This is a genomic window from Streptomyces sp. S6 (assembly GCF_054880855.1).
Genome location: NZ_JBTYMC010000096.1, coordinates 1 through 22,283, shown reverse-complemented (window position 1 = coordinate 22,283; position 22,283 = coordinate 1). Strand labels below are relative to the sequence as shown.

Sequence of the window (22,283 nt, the reverse complement as noted above, 5' to 3'; positions counted from 1 at the left end):
GTACGTCGGCCTGCTGGCCGAACACGCCGCAGCCCTCGGCGAGCCGTACTCCCGGCACCTGGGAGGTGGCGTACGGGAACTGCGCCCTACGCTCGACGGCGCCGCCATACGAGGGTCGAGCCCGAGCCGGGAGGCGAGCGTGCGCATCGCCTCGTCCTCGCCGGCCGGGGTGCCGTCCGCGAGCCAGTCGTAGCCGACGGGCCGCCGGAACCCGGAGGCGAGCGCGCAGCCGGCCCGGTCGGCGTCCCACCACAGGGCGAGGACGGGCCAGGGCGCTCCGACGGCGAGGGCAGCGGCCCAGCCGGTGAGGACCCGGTCGACCGGGTCGTCCCCGTCCTGCCAGGGCTTGCCCTCGGGGACGAGCACGCTCCACTCGACCCCGGCCCGGGTCAGCAGCATGCGTTCGCGCAGCAGGTGGGCGGCGGGGGCGACGGCGTCGGGGGCGGCCCGGCACAGCAGCAGCGCGCCGGGCTGTTCGGTCGGCGACATGCTCACACCGTAGGACAATTCATCACCTTTGGGCGGCGATGGTCACCAGAAAGAGTGTCTCGATATGTCTTGACTCCTCGCGAGCGCGATATATCGTGAAGAGGAGAAGACGCGATATGGCGTGTCGTCGAGGAGGAGGTTCAGTGTCATGCCCGAGTGGTCCGTGTCCGAACGTGAGAAGTTCTCCTTCGACGAGCCGGTGCGTGAGCTGAACGTCCGCATCGTCTCCGGAGCGGTGAACGTCGTGGGCACCGATGACGGTTCCGCCCGCCTGGAGGTCTCCGCCGTCGAGGGCCCGCCCCTGATCGTGACCCACCGGGACGGCGCCCTGACGGTGACGTACGAGGACCTGCCGTGGAAGGGCTTCCTCAAGTGGCTGGACCGCAAGGGCTGGCGGCGCAGCGCGGTGGTGACGCTCGCGGTCCCCGCGGACACCGTCGTCGCGGTCGGCGTGGTGAGCGCGTCCGCCGTGCTCTCCGGGATCGACGGCCGGGCGACGGTCCAGGGAGTCTCCGGGGACACCACGCTGGTGGGCCTCTCCGGCCCGGTCCGCGCGGAGACGGTCTCCGGGAGCGTGGAGGCCCAGGCGCTGACGGGTGACCTGCGCTTCAACTCCGTCTCCGGTGACCTGACGGTCGTCGAGGCCGGCTCCTCCGTCCACGCGGACTCGGTGAGCGGCTCGATGATCGTCGACCTCGACCCCACCGCGGGCCCCACCGCCGTCACCCTCACGAACGTCTCGGGCGAGATCGCCATCCGCCTCCCCCACCCCGCCGACACCGTGGTGGACGCCAACACCACGAGCGGCAAGGTCTCCAACGCCTTCGAGGACCTCCGCGTCAAGGGCCAGTGGGGTGCCAAGCGCATCACCGGCCGCCTCGGCTCGGGCAACGGCACCCTCCGCGCGACGACGGTCTCCGGCTCCATCGCCCTCCTGCGCAGGCCCGCGACGACGGAGGAACCCCTCTGGGAGACGGACGCACCGAAGCCGGCCGCACCGGTCACCCCGGACCCCCAGGACACCCCCACCGGCCCGACCGACAAGAAGGTTCTCTGACATGCCCCCCGTCTTCGCCCACGGCCGCCTGCGCCTCTACCTGCTGAAGCTGCTGGACGAGGCCCCGCGTCACGGCTACGAGGTGATCCGCCTCCTGGAGGAACGCTTCCAGGGCCTGTACGCCCCCTCGGCGGGCACGGTCTATCCCCGGCTCGCCAAGCTGGAGGCCGAGGGCCTGGTCACCCACACCACCGAAGGGGGCCGCAAGGTCTACTCGATCACCGACGCCGGCCGGGCCGAACTGGCCGACCGCAGCGGGGAGCTGGCCGATCTGGAGCTGGAGATCCGCGAGTCGGTGGCCGAACTGGCGGCGGAGATCCAGGCGGACGTCCGGGGCGCGGCCGGCGACCTGCGCCGCGAGATGCGCGCGGCAGCTGACCAGGCCCGCGAGGGCACCAGCACCGGGAGCGCGGACGACGAGTCGTGGCAGGCGGCGAAGGAGGAGATGCGCCGCGTCAAGCAGGGCTGGAAGGACCAGGCCCGCCGCGCGAAGGACGAGAGCCGCCGGGCCCGCGAGGAGGCCCAGCGGGCCCGCCGGATGGCCAAGGACGCACAGGACCACGCCCGCGCCCAGGCCCAGGAGGAGGTGCAGCGCATCGCCCGCCGCGTCCAGGAACAGGTCCAGGACCACTTCTCGCGGGGTGACTGGCCGACCGGCGTCCGCGAGGGGCTGACCGAACTGGCCAAGGAGTTCGGAGACTTCGGCAAGGACTTCGGGAAGGGCGTCGGCAAGGATCTCGGCTTCACGTTCGGCACCGGCGCCCACCCCCCGGAGCACCCCGCCGCACCGGAGGAGGTCCCGGTCGCCTACGAGCCCTCCTGGTCCCACGAACCCCTGTCGGACACCCCGGCCCGTGACCTGGACCGCCTCCTGGACCGCTTCCGCGACGACATCCGCGACGCGGCCCGCGACCACGGCGTCACCGCCGACGAACTCCGCGAGGCCCGCCGCCACCTCTCCACGGCGGCGGCCCACATCGGAGCGCTCCTGAAACAGCCGAAGGTATGAGAAGGGGGCCCACACCACCCCTGGGCCCCTCCCCCACAGACCGGCCTCTCACCGGGGCCGCCTCGCACACCGCACGCCGGGCCGCCTCGCGGCGGGGCTCGCCGATCGCCTCGGCCGGCAGCCCGCCCGGCGCCACGTCACCCGGCTCGACCCGGCCCCCGTCCGCCCCTACGCCCGGCCCCGAACCCCCTCACCCCGCCCGCGACTCACCCTCGCCGTACAACACCCCTCGCACCGTTTCGTACGTCACCCCGTGATCGGCGAGCACCTCCCCCGGCACCCCCGGCAGCACCGTCACCGCCAGCAGGATGTGCTCGTCCCCGATGTGCCGGTCCCGGTGGGCGAGGGCAATCCGCAGGGACCGTTCCAGTACGGTCCTGGCCTCCCGCCCGAACGGCCGCCGCCCCGTCCCGCCACCGGTCCCGTCCCCCGAAAGTGCCCCCACCCCGTGCGTCTCCTCCACCCGCGAGACCACCTCGGTGATGTCGATCCCGAGCCCGGCGAGCGCCTCGGTCTCGGCGCGGGAGAACCCGGCACGCCGACGCGCGTCGGCCAGCTCACCCCGTACGGCGTCCCGCCACCGCTCACTGCCGAGCGAGGCCAGCGCGAAAGCCCCCCGGCTCGCCTCCCGCTCCAGCAGCGCGAGGAGCAGATGATCGACGCCGACACTCCGCGCGCCGCCCTCCTGGCAGTGTCCGACGGCCCCGCGCACCACGTCCCGGGCGTCCTTGGTGAAGCGTTCGAACATCACTGCCTCCCGTGTTTCTTGTGCACGGCCTGCCGGCTGACCCCGAGTTCCGTGGCGATCTCCTGCCACGACCACCCCTGCACGCGCGCACTGCGCACCTGCACCGCCTCCAACTGCTCCAGCAGCCTGCGCAGGGCGGCGACAGCACGCAGTCCGACTCTGGGGTCACGATCCCCGGCCCGTGCCGCGAGATCCGTAGCTTCGGTCATGTATGTCAACATACGTTGACACCTTCTCAGTGTCAACCATGATTGACAACACCGGCGTCAAAAAGGGGCGGGCCCACCCGGACCCACCCCGCTTCCGCCACCGGCCGCGCTCAGCCCACCGTCAGCACGATCTTCCCGAACTGCCCACCGGACTCCAGCCGTTCGAACCCTTCCCGCGCCCGGTCCAACGGCAACTCCTCGTCGATCACCGGCCGCACCCCCGTCGCCGCACAGAACGCCAGCAGGTCCTCCAACTCGTCCTTGGTGCCCATCGTCGACCCGACGACCTTCAGCTCCAGGAAGAAGATCCGCGTCAGCTCGGCATGTGCGGGCCGGTCCCCGCTCGTCGCCCCCGAGATCACCAGCGTCCCGCCGGGCTTCAGCGACTTCACGGAGTGCGACCAGGTGGCCGCCCCCACCGTCTCGATCACGGCGTCGACCCGCTCCGGCAGCCGAGCCCCCGGCTCCACAGCCTTCACGGCCCCGAGTTCCACGGCCCGCTTCCGCTTGCCCTCGTCCCGGCTGCTGGCGAACATCCGCAACCCCGCGGCCTTCCCCAGCACGATCGCCGCAGTGGCGACCCCACCCCCGGCCCCCTGCACCAGCACCGAATCCCCAGGCCGTACCCCGGCGTTGGTGAACAGCATCCGGTACGCGGTGAGCCACGCCGTAGGCAGACAAGCCGCCTCCGCGAACGACAGTTCCTTCGGCTTCGGCAACAGATTCCACGTAGGCACAGCCACCCGCTCCGCGAACGTCCCCTGATACCGCTCAGTCAGAATCGACCGAGGCTCCCGGGGCCCCACCCCATGCCCGCTCTGCCCGATCACGGAGTGCAGAACGACTTCGTTGCCGTCCTCATCGACCCCGGCGGCGTCACACCCGAGGATCATCGGCAACTTGTCCTCACCGAGCCCGACCCCTCGCAGGGACCAGAGGTCATGGTGATTGAGCGAGGCGGCCCGCACCTCGACCACACTCCACCCCGGCGGCGCCACAGGAGCCGGCCGCTCCCCCAACTCCAGCCCGTTGAGCGGCTGATCACGGTCGATGCGGGCGGCGTAGGCAGCAAACATGGGGTAGACGATAGGGATTGAAGGTACGACGAGGAAAGGTGACGCATCCAACCAACAGCAACAACAACGCACCTCAGGGGCGCGACGATGGCCCCGCCAAAACGACGGGGCCATCACAACTCACCGGCGAGCAACCCCCTCCGCCCGCGCCGCAGCGGCAACAGCGGCCGTCACCGCAGGCGCCACCCGCTCGTCGAACGGCGACGGAATGACATAGTCAGCGGCAAGATCGTCCCCCACGACCCCGGCCAACGCCTCAGCCGCGGCGATCTTCATGCCCTCGGTGATCCGAGAGGCCCGCACCTGAAGCGCCCCCGCGAAGATCCCGGGAAACGCCAGCACGTTGTTGATCTGGTTCGGGAAGTCGGACCGCCCGGTCGCGACGACGGCCGCGTACTTGTGGGCGACCTCGGGATGCACCTCGGGATCCGGGTTGGCCATGGCGAACACGAACGCCCCGGACGCCATGGAGGCGACGGCCTCCTCCGGCACGGTCCCCCCGGACACCCCGATGAAGACGTCGGCCCCGGCGAGGGCGTCCTCCAGGGACCCGGTGATCCCCGCCTTGTTGGTGAACCCGGCGACCTCCCGCTTGACGTCGGTCAGGTCTCCCCGGTCGGCGGAGACGACGCCCTTGCGGTCGGTGACGGCGACGTCCCCGATCCCCGCCTCGACGAGCATCTTCGCGATGGCGACCCCGGCGGCCCCGGCCCCGGAGATGACCGCACGCAGCTCACCGATGGACCGCCCGCTGAGCCGCGCGGCGTTCCGCAGCGCCGCCAGCGTGACGACGGCGGTGCCGTGCTGGTCGTCGTGGAAGACGGGGATGTCCAGCGCGTCCTGAAGCCGCCGCTCGATCTCGAAGCACCGGGGCGCCGAGATGTCCTCAAGGTTGACGCCCCCGAAGGACGGGGCGAGCCGCACGACGGTCTCGACGATCTCGTCGACCCCCGTGCAGGCCAGCGCGATCGGGACCGCGTCGACCCCGCCGAACTGCTTGAAGAGGATGGCCTTGCCCTCCATCACCGGGAGGGACGCCTCGGGACCGATGTCCCCGAGTCCGAGGACGGCGGTGCCGTCGGTGACGACCGCGACGACCGAGGACTTCCAGGTGTAGTCGTCGACCAGCTCCGGGTTCTCGGCGATGGCGGTGCACACGCGGGCGACGCCGGGCGTGTAGGCCAGGGACAGGTCGTCCTTGTCACGGATCGGGACGGTGGCCTGAACGGCCATTTTCCCGCCCCGGTGCAGCGCGAAGGCCGGATCGAACGCGTCGTCCGTGCTGTCGCTGCGAGGATTGACGATCTCCGCTGCCATGTGTCGTACCCCTTACTCGTGCATGTTTGAGGGTGGCCGCTCCTGATTGAGGAGCGGGCGGGACCGCGCACCGCCCGGGTATCGACAACGGCGGACACGCGACGAGCGCGCCGCACACGCGCTCTGGGAGCTGGTCCGTGACCAGCTCCAGCCCCGGATGAGGGGTGTTGAACAACCTTTTTACTCGACGACCTGTCCCCCGCACGAGTCAGATCCGTGCAAGGTCACATCCCTCGATCTGTGGACGCCCTACAGCCCGTCGGCCATCCCGTCCGGGCGGTCATATCCCAGTGACATGACTCATGCACCGGTATACGGACAAGCTCAAGGGCAACTCTTGACAAGCTCAAACCCGCACCCCGTGCACCGCGAAAACGCTGACAGTCCGGTACCACATCCTGAGATACGCCGAAGATCTTCCGGGCGGAACGGACCAATCCAGCAGATGATCCGGCCACGGCCGCCTCCAGCCGCTCGGACCCCCGCTTCTTCCCTGCCGCCCGTTATCCGATTTTGACATCGCTTCCCGCGTACACGGACTGGTCCGAATGGCAAGATGCCGTAATCACGCAAGGTCGCGACACTCGAAGGTGTGTGTAGACGCGATCAGGCACGGCCGAACCCATCGGCAGCGCCCACCGTCCTGGAGTACGGCCGACGCCGTCGGCCGTGCCCGCACGATCGGCAACTCCATCCATCCGCCGGAGGAACCCACGATGACCGCAAGCACCACCCGCCGCACGACCGCCGCGCACACCCGCCTGGCCGCGGTCGGCGCCCTCGCGGTCGCGGGCGCCCTGATCCTCACCGGCTGCGGTGACCAGACCAAGGACAAGGGCAAGGACGCCGGCTCGTCCTCGGCCGATTCCAGCAGCTCGGCCCCGCTCGCCGCGAAGCTCCCCGCCGACATCCGCTCCAAGGGCACCATCAAGGTCGGCTCGGACATCTCGTACGCGCCGGTCGAGTTCAAGGACGGCTCCGGCAACACGACCGGTATCGACCCCGACATCGCGGACGCGCTCGGCAAGCAGCTCGGCGTGAAGTTCGAGTTCGAGAACGGCACCTTCGACTCGCTGATCACGGGCCTGCGCTCGAAGCGGTACGACATCGCCATGTCCGCGATGACCGACACGAAGAACCGCCAGAACGGCATCGACGCCGACTCCGGCAAGAAGGTCGGCGAGGGTGTCGACTTCGTGGACTACTTCTCCGCCGGTGTCTCGATCTACACCCCCAAGGGCAAGGACCAGGGCATCAAGACCTGGGCGGACCTGTGCGGCAAGAAGATCGTCGTCCAGCGCGGCACCGTCTCCGAGGACCTCGCGAAGTCCGAGTCGAAGAAGTGTCCGGCGGGCAAGTCGATCGCCATGGAGGCCTTCGGCACCGACCCCGAGGCCCAGACCCGGCTGCGCGCGGGCGGCGCCGACGCCGGTTCCTCGGACTTCCCGGTCGCCGCGTACGCGGTGAAGACCTCGGGCGGCGGCAAGGACTTCCAGCTCGTCGGCGAGCAGGTCCAGGCGGCGCCGTACGGCATCGCGTTCAGCAAGTCCAGCACGCAGCTGCGGGACGCCGTCCAGGCCGCGATGGAGGCCATCATCAAGAACGGCGAGTACCTCAAGATCCTCACCAAGTGGGGCGTCCCCTCGGGTGCCGTCACCCAGGCCACCGTCAACGGCGGCAAGTGACCGGGCAGGCACTGAGAGGCAACACCCGTGACTGTTGACATCGACAAGACGGACGGCGGCCCGGCGGACACCCCGCCGGCCGGCGCCGAGGCCATCAAGGCCATCCCGGTCCGTCACTACGGCCGCTACGTGGCGGCCGTGCTCGCCCTGGGAGCACTGGGCAGCATCGTCTACGCCTTCTCCCAGGGCAAGATCAACTGGGGCGCGATCCCGGACTACTTCTTCGACGACCGGATCATCGAGGGCGTCGGCCAGACCCTGCTGCTGACGCTGCTCTCCATGGCGATCGGCATCGTGGGCGGTATCGGGCTGGCCGTCATGCGGCTCTCGCGCAACCCGGTGACGTCGTCCATCGCCTGGTTCTACATCTGGTTCTTCCGGGGCACCCCGGTCCTGGTCCAGCTGTTCGTCTGGTTCAACCTGGGTCTGGTCTTCGAGTACATCAACCTCGGGCCGATCTACAAGGACTACTGGTCCGACTTCATGACGCCGTTCCTGACGGCGCTGCTCGGGCTGGGGCTCAACGAGGCCGCCTACATGGCCGAGATCTGCCGCGCGGGTCTCCTCGCGGTCGACGAGGGCCAGACCGAGGCCGCCCACGCGCTCGGCATCAGCCACGGCAAGACGCTGCGCCGGATCGTGATCCCGCAGGCGATGCGCGTGATCGTGCCGCCGACGGGCAACGAGGTCATCAACATGCTGAAGACGACCTCGCTGGTGTCGGCGGTGCAGTTCTACGAACTGTTCCGGTACGCGCAGGACATCGGGCAGACCTCCGGCGCCCCGGTCGAGATGTACTTCCTCGCCGCCGCCTGGTACCTGGTCATGACGTCCGTCCTCAGCGTCGGCCAGTACTACATCGAGCGGTACTACGCGCGCGGCTCCTCCCGCTCCCTGCCCCCCACCCCGTGGCAGCGGATCAGGACCAATCTCGCGCCCGTGTTCAACCGGAAGGGGGTCACGGCGTGACCGCCATGGTCAAGTCCGAGGGCGTGCACAAGTCGTACGGCCCCGTCGAGGTCCTCAAGGGCATCGACCTGGAGGTGAAGTCCGGCGAGGTGTTCTGCCTCATCGGCCCCTCCGGCTCCGGCAAGTCCACCTTCCTGCGGTGCATCAACCACCTGGAGAAGATCAACGCCGGCCGGCTGTACGTCGACGGCGAACTCGTCGGCTACCGCCAGAAGGGCGACAAGCTGTACGAGCTGAAGGACAGCGAGGTCGCGCTGAAGCGGCGGGACATCGGCATGGTGTTCCAGCGCTTCAACCTGTTCCCGCACATGACGGCCGTCGAGAACATCATCGAGGCGCCGGTGCAGGTCCGAGGCACCTCCAAGTCCCAGGCACGTGAACACGCGATGCAGCTCCTGGAGCGCGTCGGCCTCGCCGACAAGGCCGCGAACTACCCCTCGCAGCTCTCCGGCGGCCAGCAGCAGCGGGTGGCCATCGCCCGCGCCCTGGCGATGGAGCCGAAGCTGATGCTCTTCGACGAGCCGACGTCGGCCCTCGACCCGGAACTGGTCGGCGACGTCCTCGACGTCATGCGCGACCTCGCGGAGTCCGGCATGACGATGGTCGTCGTCACGCACGAGATGGGTTTCGCACGGGAGGTCGGCGACAGCCTCGTCTTCATGGACGGCGGCGTGGTGGTCGAGTCGGGCGACCCGCGCGAGGTCCTGACCAACCCGCAGCACGAACGGACGCAGGCATTCCTGTCGAAGGTTCTTTAAGAGCGGACGACGACGGAGGGCGGTACGAGAACCCCGTACCGCCCTTCGCGCACTCCCTCCCCCTACCGCAGCGCCAGCAGCACCGTGTCCGACGGCGAGCACCACACCGGCCGTACCTCCCCGAACCCGCCCGCGCGCAGCGCCTCCGCGTGCCACCGCACCGACGGCATGTCCCCCTCCGCGTGCTCCCCGTAGATCTCGAACCGGCGGGCGGTGGGCCCGGCGAGGACGGGGTCGGCGGCGGCGAGCTGCCACCACTGGGCCCAGTCGACGGCTCCGGCGGCCTTGGCGGCCTCCTGGCGGGCGTGCCGCAGGGCGCGGTCGGCGGCGTTGATGCGGGGTGTGGAGTCATCGGGCATGTGGTCGGCGTTGAGGAAGACCCCGCCGAACTTGACGAGCTCGCCGAGCTGCCCGTACAGCGCCTTCAGCGGCTCCTCGCGCAGCCAGTGCAGCGCGGTGGCGGTGAGGACGGCGTCGTAGGAGCCGTGGGGCAGCAGGGACGGCCAGGCGGGGTCCGTGAGGTCGGCCTCGACGAGGGTGACGCGGTCGTCGCCGTCGAAGGTGCCGTGGGCGATGGTCAGGAGCGCGGGGTCGAGGTCGACGCCGACGCTGACGGCGCCCGGGAAGCGGGCGAGGAGGCGGGCGGTGATGGTGCCGGTGCCGCAGGCGAGGTCGAGGACGCGGGGCGCGGGGCCGGCGAACGCCTCGACCATGTCGAGCATGACGCGGAAGCGTTCCTCGCGGTCCGGCAGGTACCACTCCTGCTGGCGGTCCCAGCTCCGCTGCCAGCCTGCCCAGTCCGTGGTGTCGACCGTGGTCATGAACCTCTCCCCTCCACGACATACGTAATACCCTGTAGACGCGAACAGCCATTACCGACCGTGCACACGACGACGATAGAACGCCCCCGTAAGGACTACAAGTGGAACTGGCCTATTACTCGGACCACGCCGTGCGGCTCGTCAACACCGAGGAACCGGCGCGCAACAAGGACACGTTGACCTCGGTCGACGCGGTACGCGACCTGTTCGGCCCGAGCCAGGAGGCGGCCCGCCGGGTCACCGACGCGGACGTCACCCGCTTCCGCGCCGTCCGCGCCCGCCTGCGGGCCGTGTTCGACGCGGCGGACGGCGGCGACGAGACGCTCGCCGTGAACCTGCTGAACTCCCTGCTCCTGGAGTTCCCCGTCAGCCCGCAGATCTCGGGCCACGACTTCCGGGACGACGACGGCAACCCGCTGTGGCACATGCACCTCGCGGACCACCCGTCCAACGCGACCGCGGGCTACGCGGCGATCGCGGCGATGGGCCTCGCCTTCCACCTCACCGAGCACGGCGTGGACCGCCTCGGCCTGTGCCAGGCGTCCCCCTGCCGCAACGCCTACCTGGACACCTCGACGAACCGTTCCCGCCGCTACTGCTCCGACCGCTGCGCCACCCGCGCGAACGTCGCCGCCTACCGCGCGCGCAAGCGCCTGGAGGCCGACCGGTCGCCGAGCACGGGCCGCACGGCCGTCAGCGCCCAGCGGACGACCGTCAGCGGCGAACGCTGACCGGACCCCAGCACCCGGTACCGCAGGACGACCCTCCCCAGCACGAGTTCGTCCGGAACCGTCCCGTAGTCGGTGGAGTCGCCACCGGCGTACGCGTTGTCCCCGAGCACCCACCACCCCCCGTCCCGCCGCTCCGCGGCCCGCTTCACGACGAGCAGGTCCTGCTGGAAGGGGTGGCGCAGGACGACGACGTCCCCGGCCCGCACCTTCGCGCCGTACCGCACGACCAGCTGGTCCCCGTGGCGCAGTGTGGGCACCATGGACGGGCCCGTGACCTCGGCGAGCCCGAACGGCGTCACCGTCCGTCCCCTCTCGCGCTCCGTCTCCTGCGACAGCTCCGGCATCGCCGGCACCTCCCCTGGATATGTCCTCCGCGGGTCCAGTGTCACCCCGGACTTTGGTCCTAAGCCCCCGGGGGCGCCCGCGAAAAGCCGTCCCTCAGGGAGTAATGTCCCACCTGAGAAGACGATCACGAGGAAGGAACGCTCCATGCTTTCCCGCCTGTTTGCCCCCAAGGTCAAGGTCAGCGCCCACTGCGACCTGCCCTGCGGCGTGTACGACCCGGCCCAGGCCCGCATCGAGGCGGAGTCGGTGAAGGCCGTGCAGGAGAAGATGGCCGCCAACGACGACCCGCACTTCCAGGCTCGCGCCGTTGTCATCAAGGAGCAGCGCGCCGAACTGGCCAAGCACCACGTGTCGGTCCTCTGGAGCGACTACTTCAAGCCCCCGCACTTCGAGAAGTACCCCGAGCTGCACGTCCTGGTCAACGACACCCTCAAGGCCCTCTCGGCCGCCAAGGCGTCCACGGACCCCAAGACCGGCGAGAAGGCCCTCGAACTCATCGCCGAGATCGACCGGATCTTCTGGGAGACGAAGAAGGCCTGATCTTTGGTCATGCCGTTTGACCTGCGATTTCCTTGGTCGCTCGGTCATCCAGTCCGCACCCGGTCCGCAGGCCGCCGAACACGGCGTCCGTGACGGTCCGGGTGCGGTCTTCTTCGCCCGGCCACAGGGAGACGCGACGCCGGCCGGATCCTCGTGAGCACCCGGCGGGCACTCGACCATCGCTCAGGTGAGGCCGACCGGCGAACAACGCTTCACGAGCAGTTCCACTCCTCGCTGGGCAGTGCGTGCCACAGGTCGAGCCAGTCGTGGAGCAGGAAGAGGGGTCGGGTCAGGACGATGTCACCGGCCCGCTGGGAGCGGATCGCCAGGCCGAGGTCGGCGAAGACCGGATCGCCGGCGACGCTGTACGCCACGCTGCCGGGCCGTGTTGTGCGGTGGACGAGCCAGTCCTCCACGCGGGAAGGCGCGCAGCCGGTCAGCGGGACTGCGTCCAGTCTCACCTGGGGGCCGGTGAGGGCGTCTGCGGCGACGCACCCCAGGCGGCCGTCGTGGAAGAGTGCCCTGATACCGCTCTCAGTGAAGTCGGCGTAGTCGAGCCGCTGGTCTTCGCCGTGGTGGGAGGAGGACGAGACGGCCGGTCCTTCGCCGAGGACGTGGGTGATCTCCTCCAAGGTCATCCCGAAGTGCAGGGGGCCGACTCCTACGTACGGCGTGAACGTCCACTCGGCGCGCTCCTCCTCCCGGGCGATCCGCCACGGGCCTCGGTACCCCGCCTCGCTTTCAGCGGCGGCCACGGGCGGCTCGGGTGTCGGCCCATGCGGGGTCGGTATGGGAGCGGTCCGGTCCGCACGCCGGCGGCCGAGTCGTCTCGGAGCCGCGGTGTCCTCGGGTTGCTCTTCCAGCCAGCGGATGGCCTGCTCCTGCTCCTGGCCGCCGAACGGGTCCTCCGCCAGCGCGCCTGCCCGGTCCAGGGCCGCGCGGCGCTCCTCCTCCGCGGCGACGAGACCAGTGACGTCCTCTCCCCAGGCAGCCAGCCGTTCCCGGGCGATCCACCGGTAGTACGAGTCCGCGCTCACGGCGAGGATCTCGCGAACGGCGAGCGCGTACCGGGGTACGGACGAGGCGAGGGCGGGGTCGGCCAGGAGAAGGACGGTGGCCGCGAGCGCGGCCTCCTTCACCAGTGGATCGTCGGCGTCGCAGAAGTCCACGATGCTGTCGTGGAGTATGGGTCTTGCCGCACGGGCGGCAGCCAGACTCCGCGCCGTGCCGACACCGTCCTCGACGTCCAGGCGGGCGATGTCGGCGAACGAAGCCAGCCAGTTCAGCAGTTCGGCGCGAAGCGACCGCCGACCCGCCCTGCGCTCCCACCGGTCTTCGGCGAGGGTGCGCGGATCGTCGAGAAGACCGGCCAGGACCAAGGCTGCCGGAGCGGTCGCCGGAAACACCTGCTCCTGATGGAGGAGCAGCCGATACAGATCACCCACCGCCCGTACCCGGCGGGCCGAGGTGGGGGCGAGCACAGCGCTGAGGATGTCCGGCGTGTCAGGCACACCGTGCCGGCCCGTACAGACGTGCGACAGCTCTTCCCAGGCGGTTCCGGCGAGCTCTGCCTGTGCTCCGGGTGGCAGGGAGCCGGAGGGAGTGCCGGGAAGGTCCGGGGTCATCTCGTTGATCACGACCGCAGTGTTGCAGCCGACTCCGACACCAGTGCCGCTGATACGTGCCACGTCGTGAACCCGGTCAGGTGCTCGGGCTGCAACCCGTGGTGTGGGTCGGGCTGAATGAGGAGGGTCGACGTTCCCTTCGCAGTGCGCTCCGCCGCCCAATCATGGTCGAGGCCGGTGAAGTCGTCGTCGATCCAGATGGCGGGGGCGTCGCCCAGCCAGGCGTCGACGTGGTCGCGCTTCCACAGGTAGCTGTCGGGGTGGCTGGTGGTGATCTGCGGACACGGGAGATCGACGTACGGCAGGGTTGGAAGGCCGAGGAGCGGGCCGATGAGGGTGGTGGCGTCCTGGCGCCAGCTCGTGCACCAGACCGGGGTGACCAGGCCAGTGCGGATCACGTCCATGAGCAGACGGCCGTGGTCGGGGTTGAGCCAGACGGTGACCGGGTTGTCGGCGCTCCGGCCGGTGGGGACGACGTCGTGGCGGGCGTGGGTGGTCGGGGTCGAGCCGTCCGCGTTGGGGAAGGGTATGAGGACGCCGTCGATGTCGAGGAGCAGGTAGGGCGGGCGCATCGGTTCCTCCGGGGGGAAGGCGGGGCGAATGGCTGGTCAGAGCTTGCGGGCGCGGATCAACAGGGTGGTGGGCCAGTGGCCCATGCGGGGGTCGTTGAACTCCTGGGCCGAAGTGAGCCAGAAGTCCGCCCGGCTGAGGTGCCTCTCCCAACGGTCGGTATCGAACTCCCATCGGGCGATGGGGAGCCGAGTGTGGTCGGGCAGAGTGACGAAGTCGCGGCGGGGCCGGTCGTCGCCGGAGGGGCTTCGGCCGCCGCGCTGCGGGTGGGGGACGGAGAAGGTCAGCACTCGCCCGGGCGTGAGGCGTTGGGCGATGGCCGGGAGCAGGAGCTCGGGGGCGACGAGGCCGATTGCTCCGAAGACGGAGTAGATCGCGTCGAACTGCTCGTCGGAGGCGGGCAGGTAGTGCAGCGCGTGGCCGGCGACGAAGGTGAGGTTGTTCAGCCGTCCGTAGTGGGAGCGGGCGCGGCGGACTTGGAGGCCGACCAGGTCGACGCCCGTGACGTGGGCGCCGTGACGGGTGGCGAGGTGGGCGGCGTTGTGGCCGGGGCCGCAGCCGAGTTCCAGGAGACGCTTGCCGCGCAGGGCGGGGCCGAGGACGTCAGCTCCGGGCCCCTGGCCGGGTCTCGTGGTCCATTCCATCCGTGCGGGTACGGAAAGCGGTTCGGCGAGACCGGCGGCGGTGCGCTGGAGGGCGTGGGCGTGCCAGGGGGATGCCTGGGCGAGCACGTCAGATCTCCAGGAGGTGGAGGACGTCGGTGAGGTGGCGGCGTACGGCCTTGATGTAGGCGGGGTCGGTGGCCGGGTCGTCGATCCAGCGGACGGCCTGCTCCATGAACCACTCGACGGCCCACATGCGGTGCCAGCCCAGGGCCCAGTTCTCGGCGGTGAGCCCGCCGCGCGGGGCGAGGGCGTCGGGGGTGCCGCCGGCCGTGACGTACTGCTCCAGGAAGACGCGCAGGCGCACGGAGTGCGGCGGCTCGATGGTGCCGTGCCAGCTGGCGAGGTCGAGCAGGCCGGGGCCGGTGAAGGCGCGGGCGAAGTCGAGCAGCCGCCAGCCGCGCTCGCCGATGTGGAGGCTGGTGGGGTGGAACTCGGAGTGCACCCAGCCGAAGGGGGCGATGGTCGCTCCGGCCGAGCGGGCCTCGGCAGCCTGGGCGATCCGGTCGAGGGCGTCCTCGACGTCGTTGGCGTCCTGCCACCGGTCGGCCTTGCGCAGCCGTTCGAGGTGCTCCCGTGCCCGGGCCGGCAGGGTCCGCAGCCGGTCCTGGTCGAGGACGGGCAAGGGTGGAGCCGTGCGGGTGCCGTGCAGGACCACGGCCGCGGCGACGCCGTCGAGGTCGTCGGCCTCGCGTACGGAGGGTCCGAGGTCCTCCATGAGCATGCCCAGCCAGCCGTCCAGGACGGCGGAGGCGTGGACCTGGGGGACGGGTACCCCGAGCGTGTGGGCCAGGCGGAGGGCCTGGTCCTCGCTGTCGAACGGCTTCTTGGCGTACTTGAAGATGGCCGTGGAGCCGTCGGGCGAGGTCACGCGCTCGACGCCGGACATGGACCACACGCGTACCTCCTCCCGTACGGCGGTGGTCTGGCCGGTCGCGGTGAGCAGGTTGTCGAGGAGTTCGGCGCTGGGGTTCGCGGTCATGTGGACTCCAGGAAGCAGCGGCGTCCGGGGCGGAGTTCGCCCCGGAGCCTGATCGGGTGAGGGCTATGCGGCGGGGCTCACGCGGTGGGCGTAGACCTGCTCGATCCAGCCCGCCTTGAACGCCGCGAGGTCGTCGCGGAAGTTCGCCATCGAGGCACCGTAGGGCGCGACCACGCCGCCGGTCTGGTCCGGCACGGACTGGCAGCCGTGCACGAGCCGGCCGCCGAGCGCGGCGTGGGCCTTGATGGACTCGATCCGGCGGTGCTCGTTGAACCAGCCGCCGTGGTAGACCTCGTCGAGCATCCCGCCCGTCTCGTCGTCGAGGTCGAAGACGACGGAGGTGGCGGCGGGGAAGAACCAGCACGGGCCGACGTTGGAGATGTGCCCGTCCAGCTCGACCTTGTTGAGCGCCATGAGCGTGGCCGCCTCGCGGAGCATCCGCAGGTGCTCGGCGGTGATCTGCGGAAGGCCGAGGCCGGCCAGGTGCTCCTCGCGGAAGAGGTACGCGTAGACCTCGTACGCGGTGACCAGGACGCGGGCCGCGTCGGACGTGGACTCGCTGTGCTGCTTGATGAAGTCGAGCGCGAGCTGCTCGACCGCGCTCTCGGTCGTCTCGTCCACGTCCAGGAGCTGGGCCTTGACCAGCTCCCAGTCGGCGACGAGCCAGGTGTTGGACTCGAAGCGGAAGAAGTACTCGGCCGGGTCGATCGTGATGCGCCGGCCGTCGACCTGGATGCCGGGCAGGCGGCTCCAACTCGGGTCGAACGCCTCGGGCAGCTCGACCGTGATGGCCTTGGTGTCGATGGTGGTCACCGTGTCTCCGTCTCTGATCGGCCGGGTTCGGGCGCAGGAATGCCCGAACCCGGTGTGGGCGTACGGAACTTCGGGGTGCCGCCCGGACCAAGGGGGAGCCTGGATCACGGTCGCGCCGTTCCGGGCGGCTCCTGATAAGTGAACCGGTGGTCACGCTGAGTGGGTACGGTGGAAGGCAGTTGAAGCGGTATACGCGGTTTACGGCTCCGGAGTGGAGGCGATCGTGGCGGCGCAGAGAGAACCCAACTCCCGTCTGCGCGACGTCATTGAGGCAGTCGACTGCACCTACGAGGCTCTCGCCAGAGACGTGCGGCGCATCGCCGCCGAGAACGGCGAGATCCTCCAGACCAACAAGTCAGCCATCTCGCACTGGGTGAGCGGCATCCGTGCCCCATCCGGCCGGGTAGGTCAGTACCTGGCCGAGGCGCTGTCCCGCCGAGCGGGGCGCACGGTCACCCAGACCGAGATCGGCCTGCAAGTCAGCGATGACGAAGCGTCGGCGGAATCCGACCCTGTCCTCGCGGTCACGGACCTGGGCCGCGCCGACGTCGAACGCCGCCGCTTCCTCGCCATCGCGGCCTTCACCACCGCCGGCGTCGCCATGCCGCTCGACTACGACCACGAGGCCACCGCCCGCATGCTCCGCGCCCGCACCGGCACGTCCCTCACCGGCACGCAGGACGTGGACGTCGTACGGCAGATCACCGCAGCCTTCAGCACCGCCGACGAACGTCTCGGTGGCGGGCACGGCCTGACCACCGTCACCGCGTACCTCGCCGACACAGCCGCCCCCATGCTGCGCGGACGCTTCCCCGGCGAAGTCTTACGCCGGGCCGCCTTCGGCGCCGTCGCCGAACTCGCCTACCTCGCTGGCTGGAAGCACCACGACCTCGGCCAGGAAGGCGCCGCCCAGCGCTACTACCAGGTCGGCTACAAGCTCGCCTGCGAAGCCGACCCCCACGGCCACGCAGCCTGGATGATGCGCGCCCTCGCCCACCAGGCCCTGAGTCTCAAGCAGCCACACCACTGCGTCGACCTCGTCGAAGGCGCCCTCCGCACAGGTCTCGGCCACGTCGACGGCCAGACCGAGGCCCTCCTCCACATCACCCACGCCCGCGCCTACGCCGCAGTCAACAAGAACGCCTTGGCCGCGCACGCCCTGCTCGCCGCCGAAGACGCGCTCCTACGAGACGACGGCCCCCAGCCCAGCTACTCCCGGGTGAGCGGACCCGCCGCCGGCACCGTGGCCAGCCACACCGCCCGCACCCTGACCGACCTCGCCGACCACATCGGCACCGAACAACAGCACCGCGACGCCCTCACCCGCTGGGACCCCGAGAAGTACAAGCGCGTCCACGCCCTCACCCACGCCGACCTCGGCGACAGCCTCGCCGCACAGGCTCGCGCCGACGAAGCCGTCGCCGCATGGACCCAGGCCCTAGTCCTCATGGAGGGCATGACCTCCGACCGGACCCGGAAGGCGATCACGTCGATCCGCTCCACGCTCGCGGTCTACCAGCGCCGCCGCGTTCCCGGCGCCGCCGATCTTGCCCGCCGCGCCCGCGAGGCCCTCGCCTAACATGCCCAACAACCCGCCCGACGAAGGGAACACCGTGACCCAGCAGACCGACGACCAGCCGAAGGCCCTGGAGCCGGCGCTCGAATCCATGACCCTGCTGGTCGCCGCCGTCATCGTCCACGACAAGGCCACCAACCGCGTCGTCCTCCTCCAGCGCAGCGAAAACGCCAAGTTCGCCCAGGGCCTGTGGGACCTACCCGTCGGCAAGAGCGAACCCAGTGAGCCCATCACCGAGACCGCCGTTCGCGAGCTCTACGAGGAGACCGGCCTGACGGTGAAGCCCGAGTCCCTCAAGGTCGCCCACATCATCCACGGCGCCTGGGGCGTGGAGGCCCCCAACGGTTTCCTCACGGTCGTCTTCGCCGCCCATGACTGGAGCGGCGAACCCGAAAACCGCGAACCGGTCAAGCACGCCCAAGTGTGCTGGGTCGACACCGACGCCATCCCCAAGAGCTTCGTGGCGACCACCGCCAGTGCCCTCCACAGCTATCTGACGGGCGGACTCCAGGTATCGCTGGACGGCTGGAAGTAGGCGAGCTCCACCTGTCGTGCGCGGTATGGCAACAAGCAAGACCGAAGCCTCCCCCGCCGAGAGCATGGCCCGTCCCAGCGGAGACGGGGAGTCGCGGCAATTCACGTGGACACGACCCCACCGGCCCTGCACGCTCGGTACCGTCTGGAGTGTCCGCCACGGGGACGACCCGAATCCAACACGGACAAAGGGGGGTCAAGTCGTGGAAGTGCCGCCCAGTCGCCAAATGCGTGCCCTCGGGCTCGTCCAACAAGGCGCCGCCATCTTCGCCGGACCAGTCCGCCCAATCGGTCTGCCCACCGGACGCGACGAGGCCGAGCCACGGGCGAGACTGTGACGACCACTTACGACTGCGACATCGCCTGCCTCATCCGCCACAAGATCGACTATCTCGACAGCCTGCTGTCCACGGACCGCATGAGCGCCGACGTCGAGTCGATCCCTGTGGAGGAATACCTCCAGACCGGCCGAGCCTGGGCCTAGAAGGGACACCTACCCGTGGAGTCTTCGGAATCGATGAGCAACGCGTGGACCGCAGGACCGGTGTCGACCAGCGTCACACGGGCAGCCATTGCTGTGTGCCGTGATGCGTTGCATTGGCGTGACGATCTACGCGCAATCCTCTATGCGGCAGGCGTCCCTCGGCAGCTATACGACCGATACGATCAACTTGGCATGAGTAAAGCGAAGATCGCGCGGGCCATCTTTGACGAACTCCACGAGCAAGGCGCATCTGGATACACCATTCAACGCAAGATCGTCGAAGAGCTTTGCCATATGCGGAAGCCGCACGCGGACGCCCCTGACCAGAAAGCTGGCGCCGAAGCTCTCGCCGAGTTGAAGCAAGTAGCACAGGAGCAAAAGGTCCTTATCGACCCGGAGCGGGCAGCAGCTACTGCCCGCCGGGTTGCCGAGAAGAGACGCCTCCAACTGCTCCAAGAACGCCAGGCTACGATCGGAGAACTGCGTCTCGACTTCTTGAAGCTCGTCCAGCAAGGTGCAAGCGAGTCTGCACAACGGCGTGGTTACGACTTGGAGAAGCTATTCGCACGGCTTTTTCAGACCTACGACCTGGACTACCGCCCGCCCTACCGCATAGCCCATGAGCAAATCGATGGCTCGTTCCACTTCCGAGGGTTTACATATATCGTCGAAGCTCGATGGCGAACCGCACAGCCAGACCTCGGGGACCTGCTCGACTTTAAGGGAAAGGTCGACGGCAAACTCGACAGCACGCGAGGTGCTTTCGTATCCATGGCTGGCTACGACCCCGGCGTGCTAGACCACTTCGTGCGCAACTCCCGAGGCAGTCGCAACAACGTCATCATGTTTACCGGGCGGGATGTATCCCAACTGTTCGAGGGCCGCATCGGCCTCGTTGATGCACTGACCAAGAAAGTCGACGCAGCCGAGCAAGAAGGTCGAGCGCTGTGTGAACTCTGATCAGTGCCAGCGGCACCTCAAGCCCAACGAGTGACACCAGACCGACAGCCACGAGGACTACGTGAAGTCCATGTAGGCAAGATAGATCGCACAAACCCGGCACCGGAAGAGGTAGGCGGTCGGCTGTCCGGCCTTGTCTAGGGAGTCGAGGAAATGGTCGATCTGATCTGGAGGCCAACCCCAGTAACTGATCTCCCGCCGATCCGGGTGGGCCGCGAGCTCCGTAGCCCCTGCGCGCCCCAGGAAGGCAGCGCCGTCAGCGCAGTGCAGCAGCCACTGCTCGTCCCGCCACCCCGTGAAGCCCGGCGTCCGCTCTGCAATGGCCATCAGTACCTCCCTGGACACGTCGCCCCCGACAACGTCACCGCAGAATTGAGCCTCATACCTCGCAGCGGCAGTCCCGTCCGCGATGCACCACGGGCACAACCGCCCGCCAGGCTGTTCTGCCGCATATACCGGACCCGTATAGACATAGCCACGTTCACGCCCGCAGCACACGCAAGCCGCATCTGAGGCCACCACAGAGCCCGTAGCCATGCGGTCAGGGTGATACCGGAAGTATGGAAACTCGTCTGTCACGAGCAGTGACCGTAACGATCTCCGCGAGGACGCCGTCATTCAGGTAGCCCCGCGACCGATCGTGAGTCAGCGACCCACTCTGTCCGCAGTCCGCAGGAGACGAAGTAGGCCTGAACCCCGCCTTCCGTTTTCCCCCGACCGCACCCGGCCTCCCACGTGGAGGCCGGGTGCGGTCGTTTCGGGCTGTCCGGACGTCGATCGTCGCGGTGTGAGCCCGCCGTCGGCAGCACGACGGTTCACCGGAAATTCACATCCAGGGGTCGCGGGTCGAAGTTCATGCCGTCCCCTTCTCTCCTTCTTACCAAAAACGGAAGATTCCGGCGCATCCCCAACCGGCATACTGCGACCCGTATTAGTCCAGGAGGAAGCCATGAACGCTCTTATCTCGTCATACTCCCGACGTGTCGGGCCTGACGAGTGGACTTACGTCGGGATGGGCGTCCCGAACGTGTGCCAGCAGGTCCTTGAGGGCGAGGGCGAGGTGACCGCGGAGGCGCTCGCCGCGGCCGTGGAGAAGGCGGCGGCCGTCTGTCCGGGCACCCGCCTGCGCCGCAGGCGCCGACGATGGATCGACAGCGGCGTCCCCCCGGCCGTGCGCGTGGTGGAACTCCGGCCGGGTGAGGAGCTGTTCGCCCACCCCGCCCTGCACACCACGCTGAACGACGGCGGGCCGACCTTCGAGGTTCTGCTGGTCCGGCAGGCCGGGCAGCCGCTGCGGCTGGTGTTCCGCGGGTTCCACGCCGTGAGCGACGCCCGCGGCATCCACGTCTGGGCGTCCGACGTCTTCCGGGCACTGCGCGGCGAGGAGCCGCTCGGGGCGCCGTCCGACTGGAACATCCCGGACTTCCTGCACCACCTCATGCCCGAGGGTCCGCCCCCCATCGCGGAGGGCACGAACAAGCCGGACTGGCCCTCGTCGATGGCGCCGGTCGTGCGCGGGGCACGCGCCCTGACCTGGCGGCGGCGGACGGTCGTCGGCAACCACGCCTCGGTCACCGCCAAGGTGATCGCGGCCATCGCCGCCCTGCGTCCGACGGGAACGCCGGAACGGTTCTTCGTCCCCGTCGACCTGCGCCGGCACCAGCCGGATCTGCGCTCCACCGGCTGGCTGTCGCTCTCCGTCGACCTCGACGTCGCCTCGGGAACCGGCTGGGAGCAGATACACGAAGACCTGCTGACCGCGCTGGCCGAGCGCCGGGAGCTGAGCCTGCGCACCCCGTCCTGGCTGCTGCGGATGCCGCGGCGCGTCGTCCGGCTGATCGCCGACAGCATGGAGGAGAACTCGGTCAAGACGGAGCGCTACATGGGTACCGCCACCGTCAGCAGCCTGGGAGCCGTCGATCTGGCGGATTACAGCACCGAGTCGTTCCGGGCCACGACGGTGTACGTCCTCGGCGGCTGCGGACCGTCGTCACCCCCCTGCGTCGATGTCGTCGAGAGCGCCGGCCGGACCGAGATCGTGCTCAGCTGGCGGGACGTGCCCGGCGGCGCCGAGCCGATGGACGCGTTCCTCGACCACATCGTGGAGTCGCTCAGCCCGCGCGCCGACCGGGAACCGGCCGCCAACGACACCGGCCGGGAGCTGCCCTCGTCCCGCTCGCTGCTGCGGCTGTTCCGGGACCACGTCGAACGCTCTCCCGACGCGATCGCACTGACCGGCCCCGACGGCGATGTCACCTACCGGGAGCTGAGCCTGCGCGCGGACGCCGTCGCGGACGCGCTGCGGGCCCGGGGCGCCGGCCGC

Annotated in this window: 23 protein-coding genes and 3 pseudogenes; 12 read left to right on the top strand and 14 right to left on the bottom strand. The window is 69.6% G+C overall.

All coding sequences use genetic code 11. From position 1 onward, the window contains the following. A pseudogene (locus ACVNF4_RS16120) lies at positions 1 to 489 on the bottom strand (hypothetical protein); the annotation flags it as partial. 148 nt (positions 490 to 637) lie between these two features. Between ACVNF4_RS16120 and ACVNF4_RS16115 the strand changes: the two are divergent. Together ACVNF4_RS16115 and ACVNF4_RS16110 are read left to right on the top strand one after the other, a co-directional pair. After that, complete coding sequence (locus ACVNF4_RS16115; RefSeq protein WP_461803495.1) at positions 638 to 1,546, top strand: DUF4097 family beta strand repeat-containing protein; 909 nt, start codon at positions 638 to 640, stop codon at positions 1,544 to 1,546. Between the two features lies 1 nt (position 1,547). Further along, the gene (locus ACVNF4_RS16110) at positions 1,548 to 2,555 is read left to right on the top strand and encodes a PadR family transcriptional regulator (RefSeq protein WP_461803494.1); all 1,008 of its coding nucleotides are present in this window, start codon (positions 1,548 to 1,550) and stop codon (positions 2,553 to 2,555) included. 190 nt (positions 2,556 to 2,745) lie between these two features. On the opposite strand, the gene ACVNF4_RS16105 is transcribed toward ACVNF4_RS16110, so the two are convergent. The 4 genes from ACVNF4_RS16105 to ACVNF4_RS16090 form a co-directional block, all read right to left on the bottom strand. Beyond that, on the bottom strand, positions 2,746 to 3,303 hold the full coding sequence (locus ACVNF4_RS16105; protein ID WP_461803493.1) for a Clp protease N-terminal domain-containing protein: 558 nt from the start codon (positions 3,301 to 3,303) through the stop codon (positions 2,746 to 2,748). Further along, a complete protein-coding gene (locus ACVNF4_RS16100; protein WP_355861784.1) occupies positions 3,303 to 3,512 on the bottom strand; it encodes an RNA polymerase sigma factor sigma-70 region 4 domain-containing protein in 210 nt (69 codons plus the stop codon). Before ACVNF4_RS16100 ends, ACVNF4_RS16105 begins: the two co-directional genes overlap by 1 nt. A gap of 110 nt (positions 3,513 to 3,622) precedes the next feature. Next, complete coding sequence (locus tag ACVNF4_RS16095) at positions 3,623 to 4,588, bottom strand: zinc-binding dehydrogenase (RefSeq protein WP_461803492.1); 966 nt, start codon at positions 4,586 to 4,588, stop codon at positions 3,623 to 3,625. Between the two features lie 120 nt (positions 4,589 to 4,708). Beyond that, positions 4,709 to 5,905, bottom strand: a complete 1,197-nt coding sequence (locus ACVNF4_RS16090; RefSeq protein WP_461803491.1) for an NAD(P)-dependent malic enzyme — start codon at positions 5,903 to 5,905, stop codon at positions 4,709 to 4,711. A 716-nt stretch (positions 5,906 to 6,621) separates the two neighbouring features. Between ACVNF4_RS16090 and ACVNF4_RS16085 the strand changes: the two genes are divergently transcribed. Genes ACVNF4_RS16085 through ACVNF4_RS16075 form a run of 3 tightly spaced genes read left to right on the top strand, consistent with a single transcriptional unit; the run spans position 6,622 to position 9,317 of the window. Beyond that, positions 6,622 to 7,590: an ABC transporter substrate-binding protein gene (locus tag ACVNF4_RS16085; RefSeq protein WP_461803490.1), complete on the top strand. Its 969-nt coding sequence runs from the start codon at positions 6,622 to 6,624 to the stop codon at positions 7,588 to 7,590. Between the two features lie 27 nt (positions 7,591 to 7,617). Continuing rightward, positions 7,618 to 8,559 carry an amino acid ABC transporter permease gene (locus ACVNF4_RS16080; RefSeq protein ID WP_461803489.1) on the top strand — a complete coding sequence of 314 codons (942 nt, stop codon included), beginning with the start codon at positions 7,618 to 7,620 and terminating at the stop codon, positions 8,557 to 8,559. After that, entirely contained in the window at positions 8,556 to 9,317 is a 762-nt protein-coding gene (locus ACVNF4_RS16075) for an amino acid ABC transporter ATP-binding protein (RefSeq protein WP_461803488.1), read from the top strand. Before ACVNF4_RS16080 ends, ACVNF4_RS16075 begins: the two co-directional genes overlap by 4 nt. 62 nt (positions 9,318 to 9,379) lie before the next feature. On the opposite strand, the gene ACVNF4_RS16070 is transcribed toward ACVNF4_RS16075, so the two are convergent. Beyond that, complete coding sequence (locus ACVNF4_RS16070; RefSeq protein WP_461803487.1) at positions 9,380 to 10,138, bottom strand: class I SAM-dependent methyltransferase; 759 nt, start codon at positions 10,136 to 10,138, stop codon at positions 9,380 to 9,382. 101 nt (positions 10,139 to 10,239) lie between these two features. Here ACVNF4_RS16070 and ACVNF4_RS16065 point away from each other — a divergent pair, with 101 nt between their 5' ends. Beyond that, positions 10,240 to 10,869 (top strand): CGNR zinc finger domain-containing protein, encoded by a 630-nt coding sequence (locus tag ACVNF4_RS16065; protein WP_461803486.1) that lies wholly within the window; start codon positions 10,240 to 10,242, stop codon positions 10,867 to 10,869. Here the strand turns inward: ACVNF4_RS16065 and sodX are convergent. After that, on the bottom strand, positions 10,773 to 11,213 hold the full coding sequence (gene sodX / locus ACVNF4_RS16060; protein ID WP_461803485.1) for a nickel-type superoxide dismutase maturation protease: 441 nt from the start codon (positions 11,211 to 11,213) through the stop codon (positions 10,773 to 10,775). The two genes, ACVNF4_RS16065 and sodX, sit on opposite strands and share 97 nt — an antisense overlap. 145 nt (positions 11,214 to 11,358) lie before the next feature. On the opposite strand from sodX, the gene sodN reads away from it, so the two are divergent. Then, complete coding sequence (sodN, locus tag ACVNF4_RS16055) at positions 11,359 to 11,754, top strand: superoxide dismutase, Ni (RefSeq protein WP_010353595.1); 396 nt, start codon at positions 11,359 to 11,361, stop codon at positions 11,752 to 11,754. 7 nt (positions 11,755 to 11,761) lie between these two features. Here the strand turns inward: sodN and ACVNF4_RS16050 are convergent. The 6 genes and pseudogenes from ACVNF4_RS16050 to ACVNF4_RS16025 all read right to left on the bottom strand — a co-directional run. Then, positions 11,762 to 11,881, bottom strand: a pseudogene (locus ACVNF4_RS16050) (tyrosine-type recombinase/integrase); the annotation flags it as partial. Between the two features lie 85 nt (positions 11,882 to 11,966). Continuing rightward, positions 11,967 to 13,391, bottom strand: a complete 1,425-nt coding sequence (locus ACVNF4_RS16045) for a hypothetical protein (protein WP_461803484.1) — start codon at positions 13,389 to 13,391, stop codon at positions 11,967 to 11,969. Continuing rightward, positions 13,388 to 13,951, bottom strand: coding sequence for an HAD domain-containing protein (locus tag ACVNF4_RS16040; protein ID WP_461803483.1), 564 nt, complete (start codon positions 13,949 to 13,951; stop codon positions 13,388 to 13,390). The genes ACVNF4_RS16045 and ACVNF4_RS16040 overlap by 4 nt, the downstream gene beginning before the upstream one ends. Positions 13,952 to 13,987: 36 nt before the next feature. After that, entirely contained in the window at positions 13,988 to 14,680 is a 693-nt protein-coding gene (locus ACVNF4_RS16035) for a class I SAM-dependent methyltransferase (protein ID WP_461803482.1), read from the bottom strand. A 1-nt stretch (position 14,681) separates the two neighbouring features. Further along, a complete protein-coding gene (locus tag ACVNF4_RS16030) occupies positions 14,682 to 15,593 on the bottom strand; it encodes a phosphotransferase family protein (RefSeq protein WP_461803481.1) in 912 nt (303 codons plus the stop codon). 63 nt (positions 15,594 to 15,656) lie between these two features. Next, the gene (locus tag ACVNF4_RS16025) at positions 15,657 to 16,406 is read right to left on the bottom strand and encodes a hypothetical protein (protein ID WP_461803480.1); all 750 of its coding nucleotides are present in this window, start codon (positions 16,404 to 16,406) and stop codon (positions 15,657 to 15,659) included. 223 nt (positions 16,407 to 16,629) lie between these two features. Here ACVNF4_RS16025 and ACVNF4_RS16020 point away from each other — a divergent pair, with 223 nt between their 5' ends. The 4 genes from ACVNF4_RS16020 to ACVNF4_RS16005 all read left to right on the top strand — a co-directional run bounded on the left by ACVNF4_RS16020 (position 16,630) and on the right by ACVNF4_RS16005 (position 19,960). After that, the gene (locus tag ACVNF4_RS16020; RefSeq protein WP_461803479.1) at positions 16,630 to 17,985 is read left to right on the top strand and encodes a tetratricopeptide repeat protein; all 1,356 of its coding nucleotides are present in this window, start codon (positions 16,630 to 16,632) and stop codon (positions 17,983 to 17,985) included. A 1-nt stretch (position 17,986) separates the two neighbouring features. After that, on the top strand, positions 17,987 to 18,517 hold the full coding sequence (locus tag ACVNF4_RS16015; protein ID WP_461803478.1) for an NUDIX domain-containing protein: 531 nt from the start codon (positions 17,987 to 17,989) through the stop codon (positions 18,515 to 18,517). Between the two features lie 333 nt (positions 18,518 to 18,850). Then, on the top strand, positions 18,851 to 19,000 hold the full coding sequence (locus ACVNF4_RS16010; RefSeq protein ID WP_461803477.1) for a hypothetical protein: 150 nt from the start codon (positions 18,851 to 18,853) through the stop codon (positions 18,998 to 19,000). A gap of 192 nt (positions 19,001 to 19,192) precedes the next feature. Continuing rightward, the gene (locus ACVNF4_RS16005; RefSeq protein WP_461803476.1) at positions 19,193 to 19,960 is read left to right on the top strand and encodes a hypothetical protein; all 768 of its coding nucleotides are present in this window, start codon (positions 19,193 to 19,195) and stop codon (positions 19,958 to 19,960) included. Positions 19,961 to 20,017: 57 nt separating this feature from the next. Here the strand turns inward: ACVNF4_RS16005 and ACVNF4_RS16000 are convergent, their stop codons facing one another. Next, positions 20,018 to 20,578 (bottom strand): CbrC family protein, encoded by a 561-nt coding sequence (locus ACVNF4_RS16000; RefSeq protein WP_461803475.1) that lies wholly within the window; start codon positions 20,576 to 20,578, stop codon positions 20,018 to 20,020. A gap of 331 nt (positions 20,579 to 20,909) precedes the next feature. Between ACVNF4_RS16000 and ACVNF4_RS15995 the strand changes: the two are divergent. Further along, a pseudogene (locus ACVNF4_RS15995) lies at positions 20,910 to 22,283 on the top strand (non-ribosomal peptide synthetase); the annotation flags it as partial.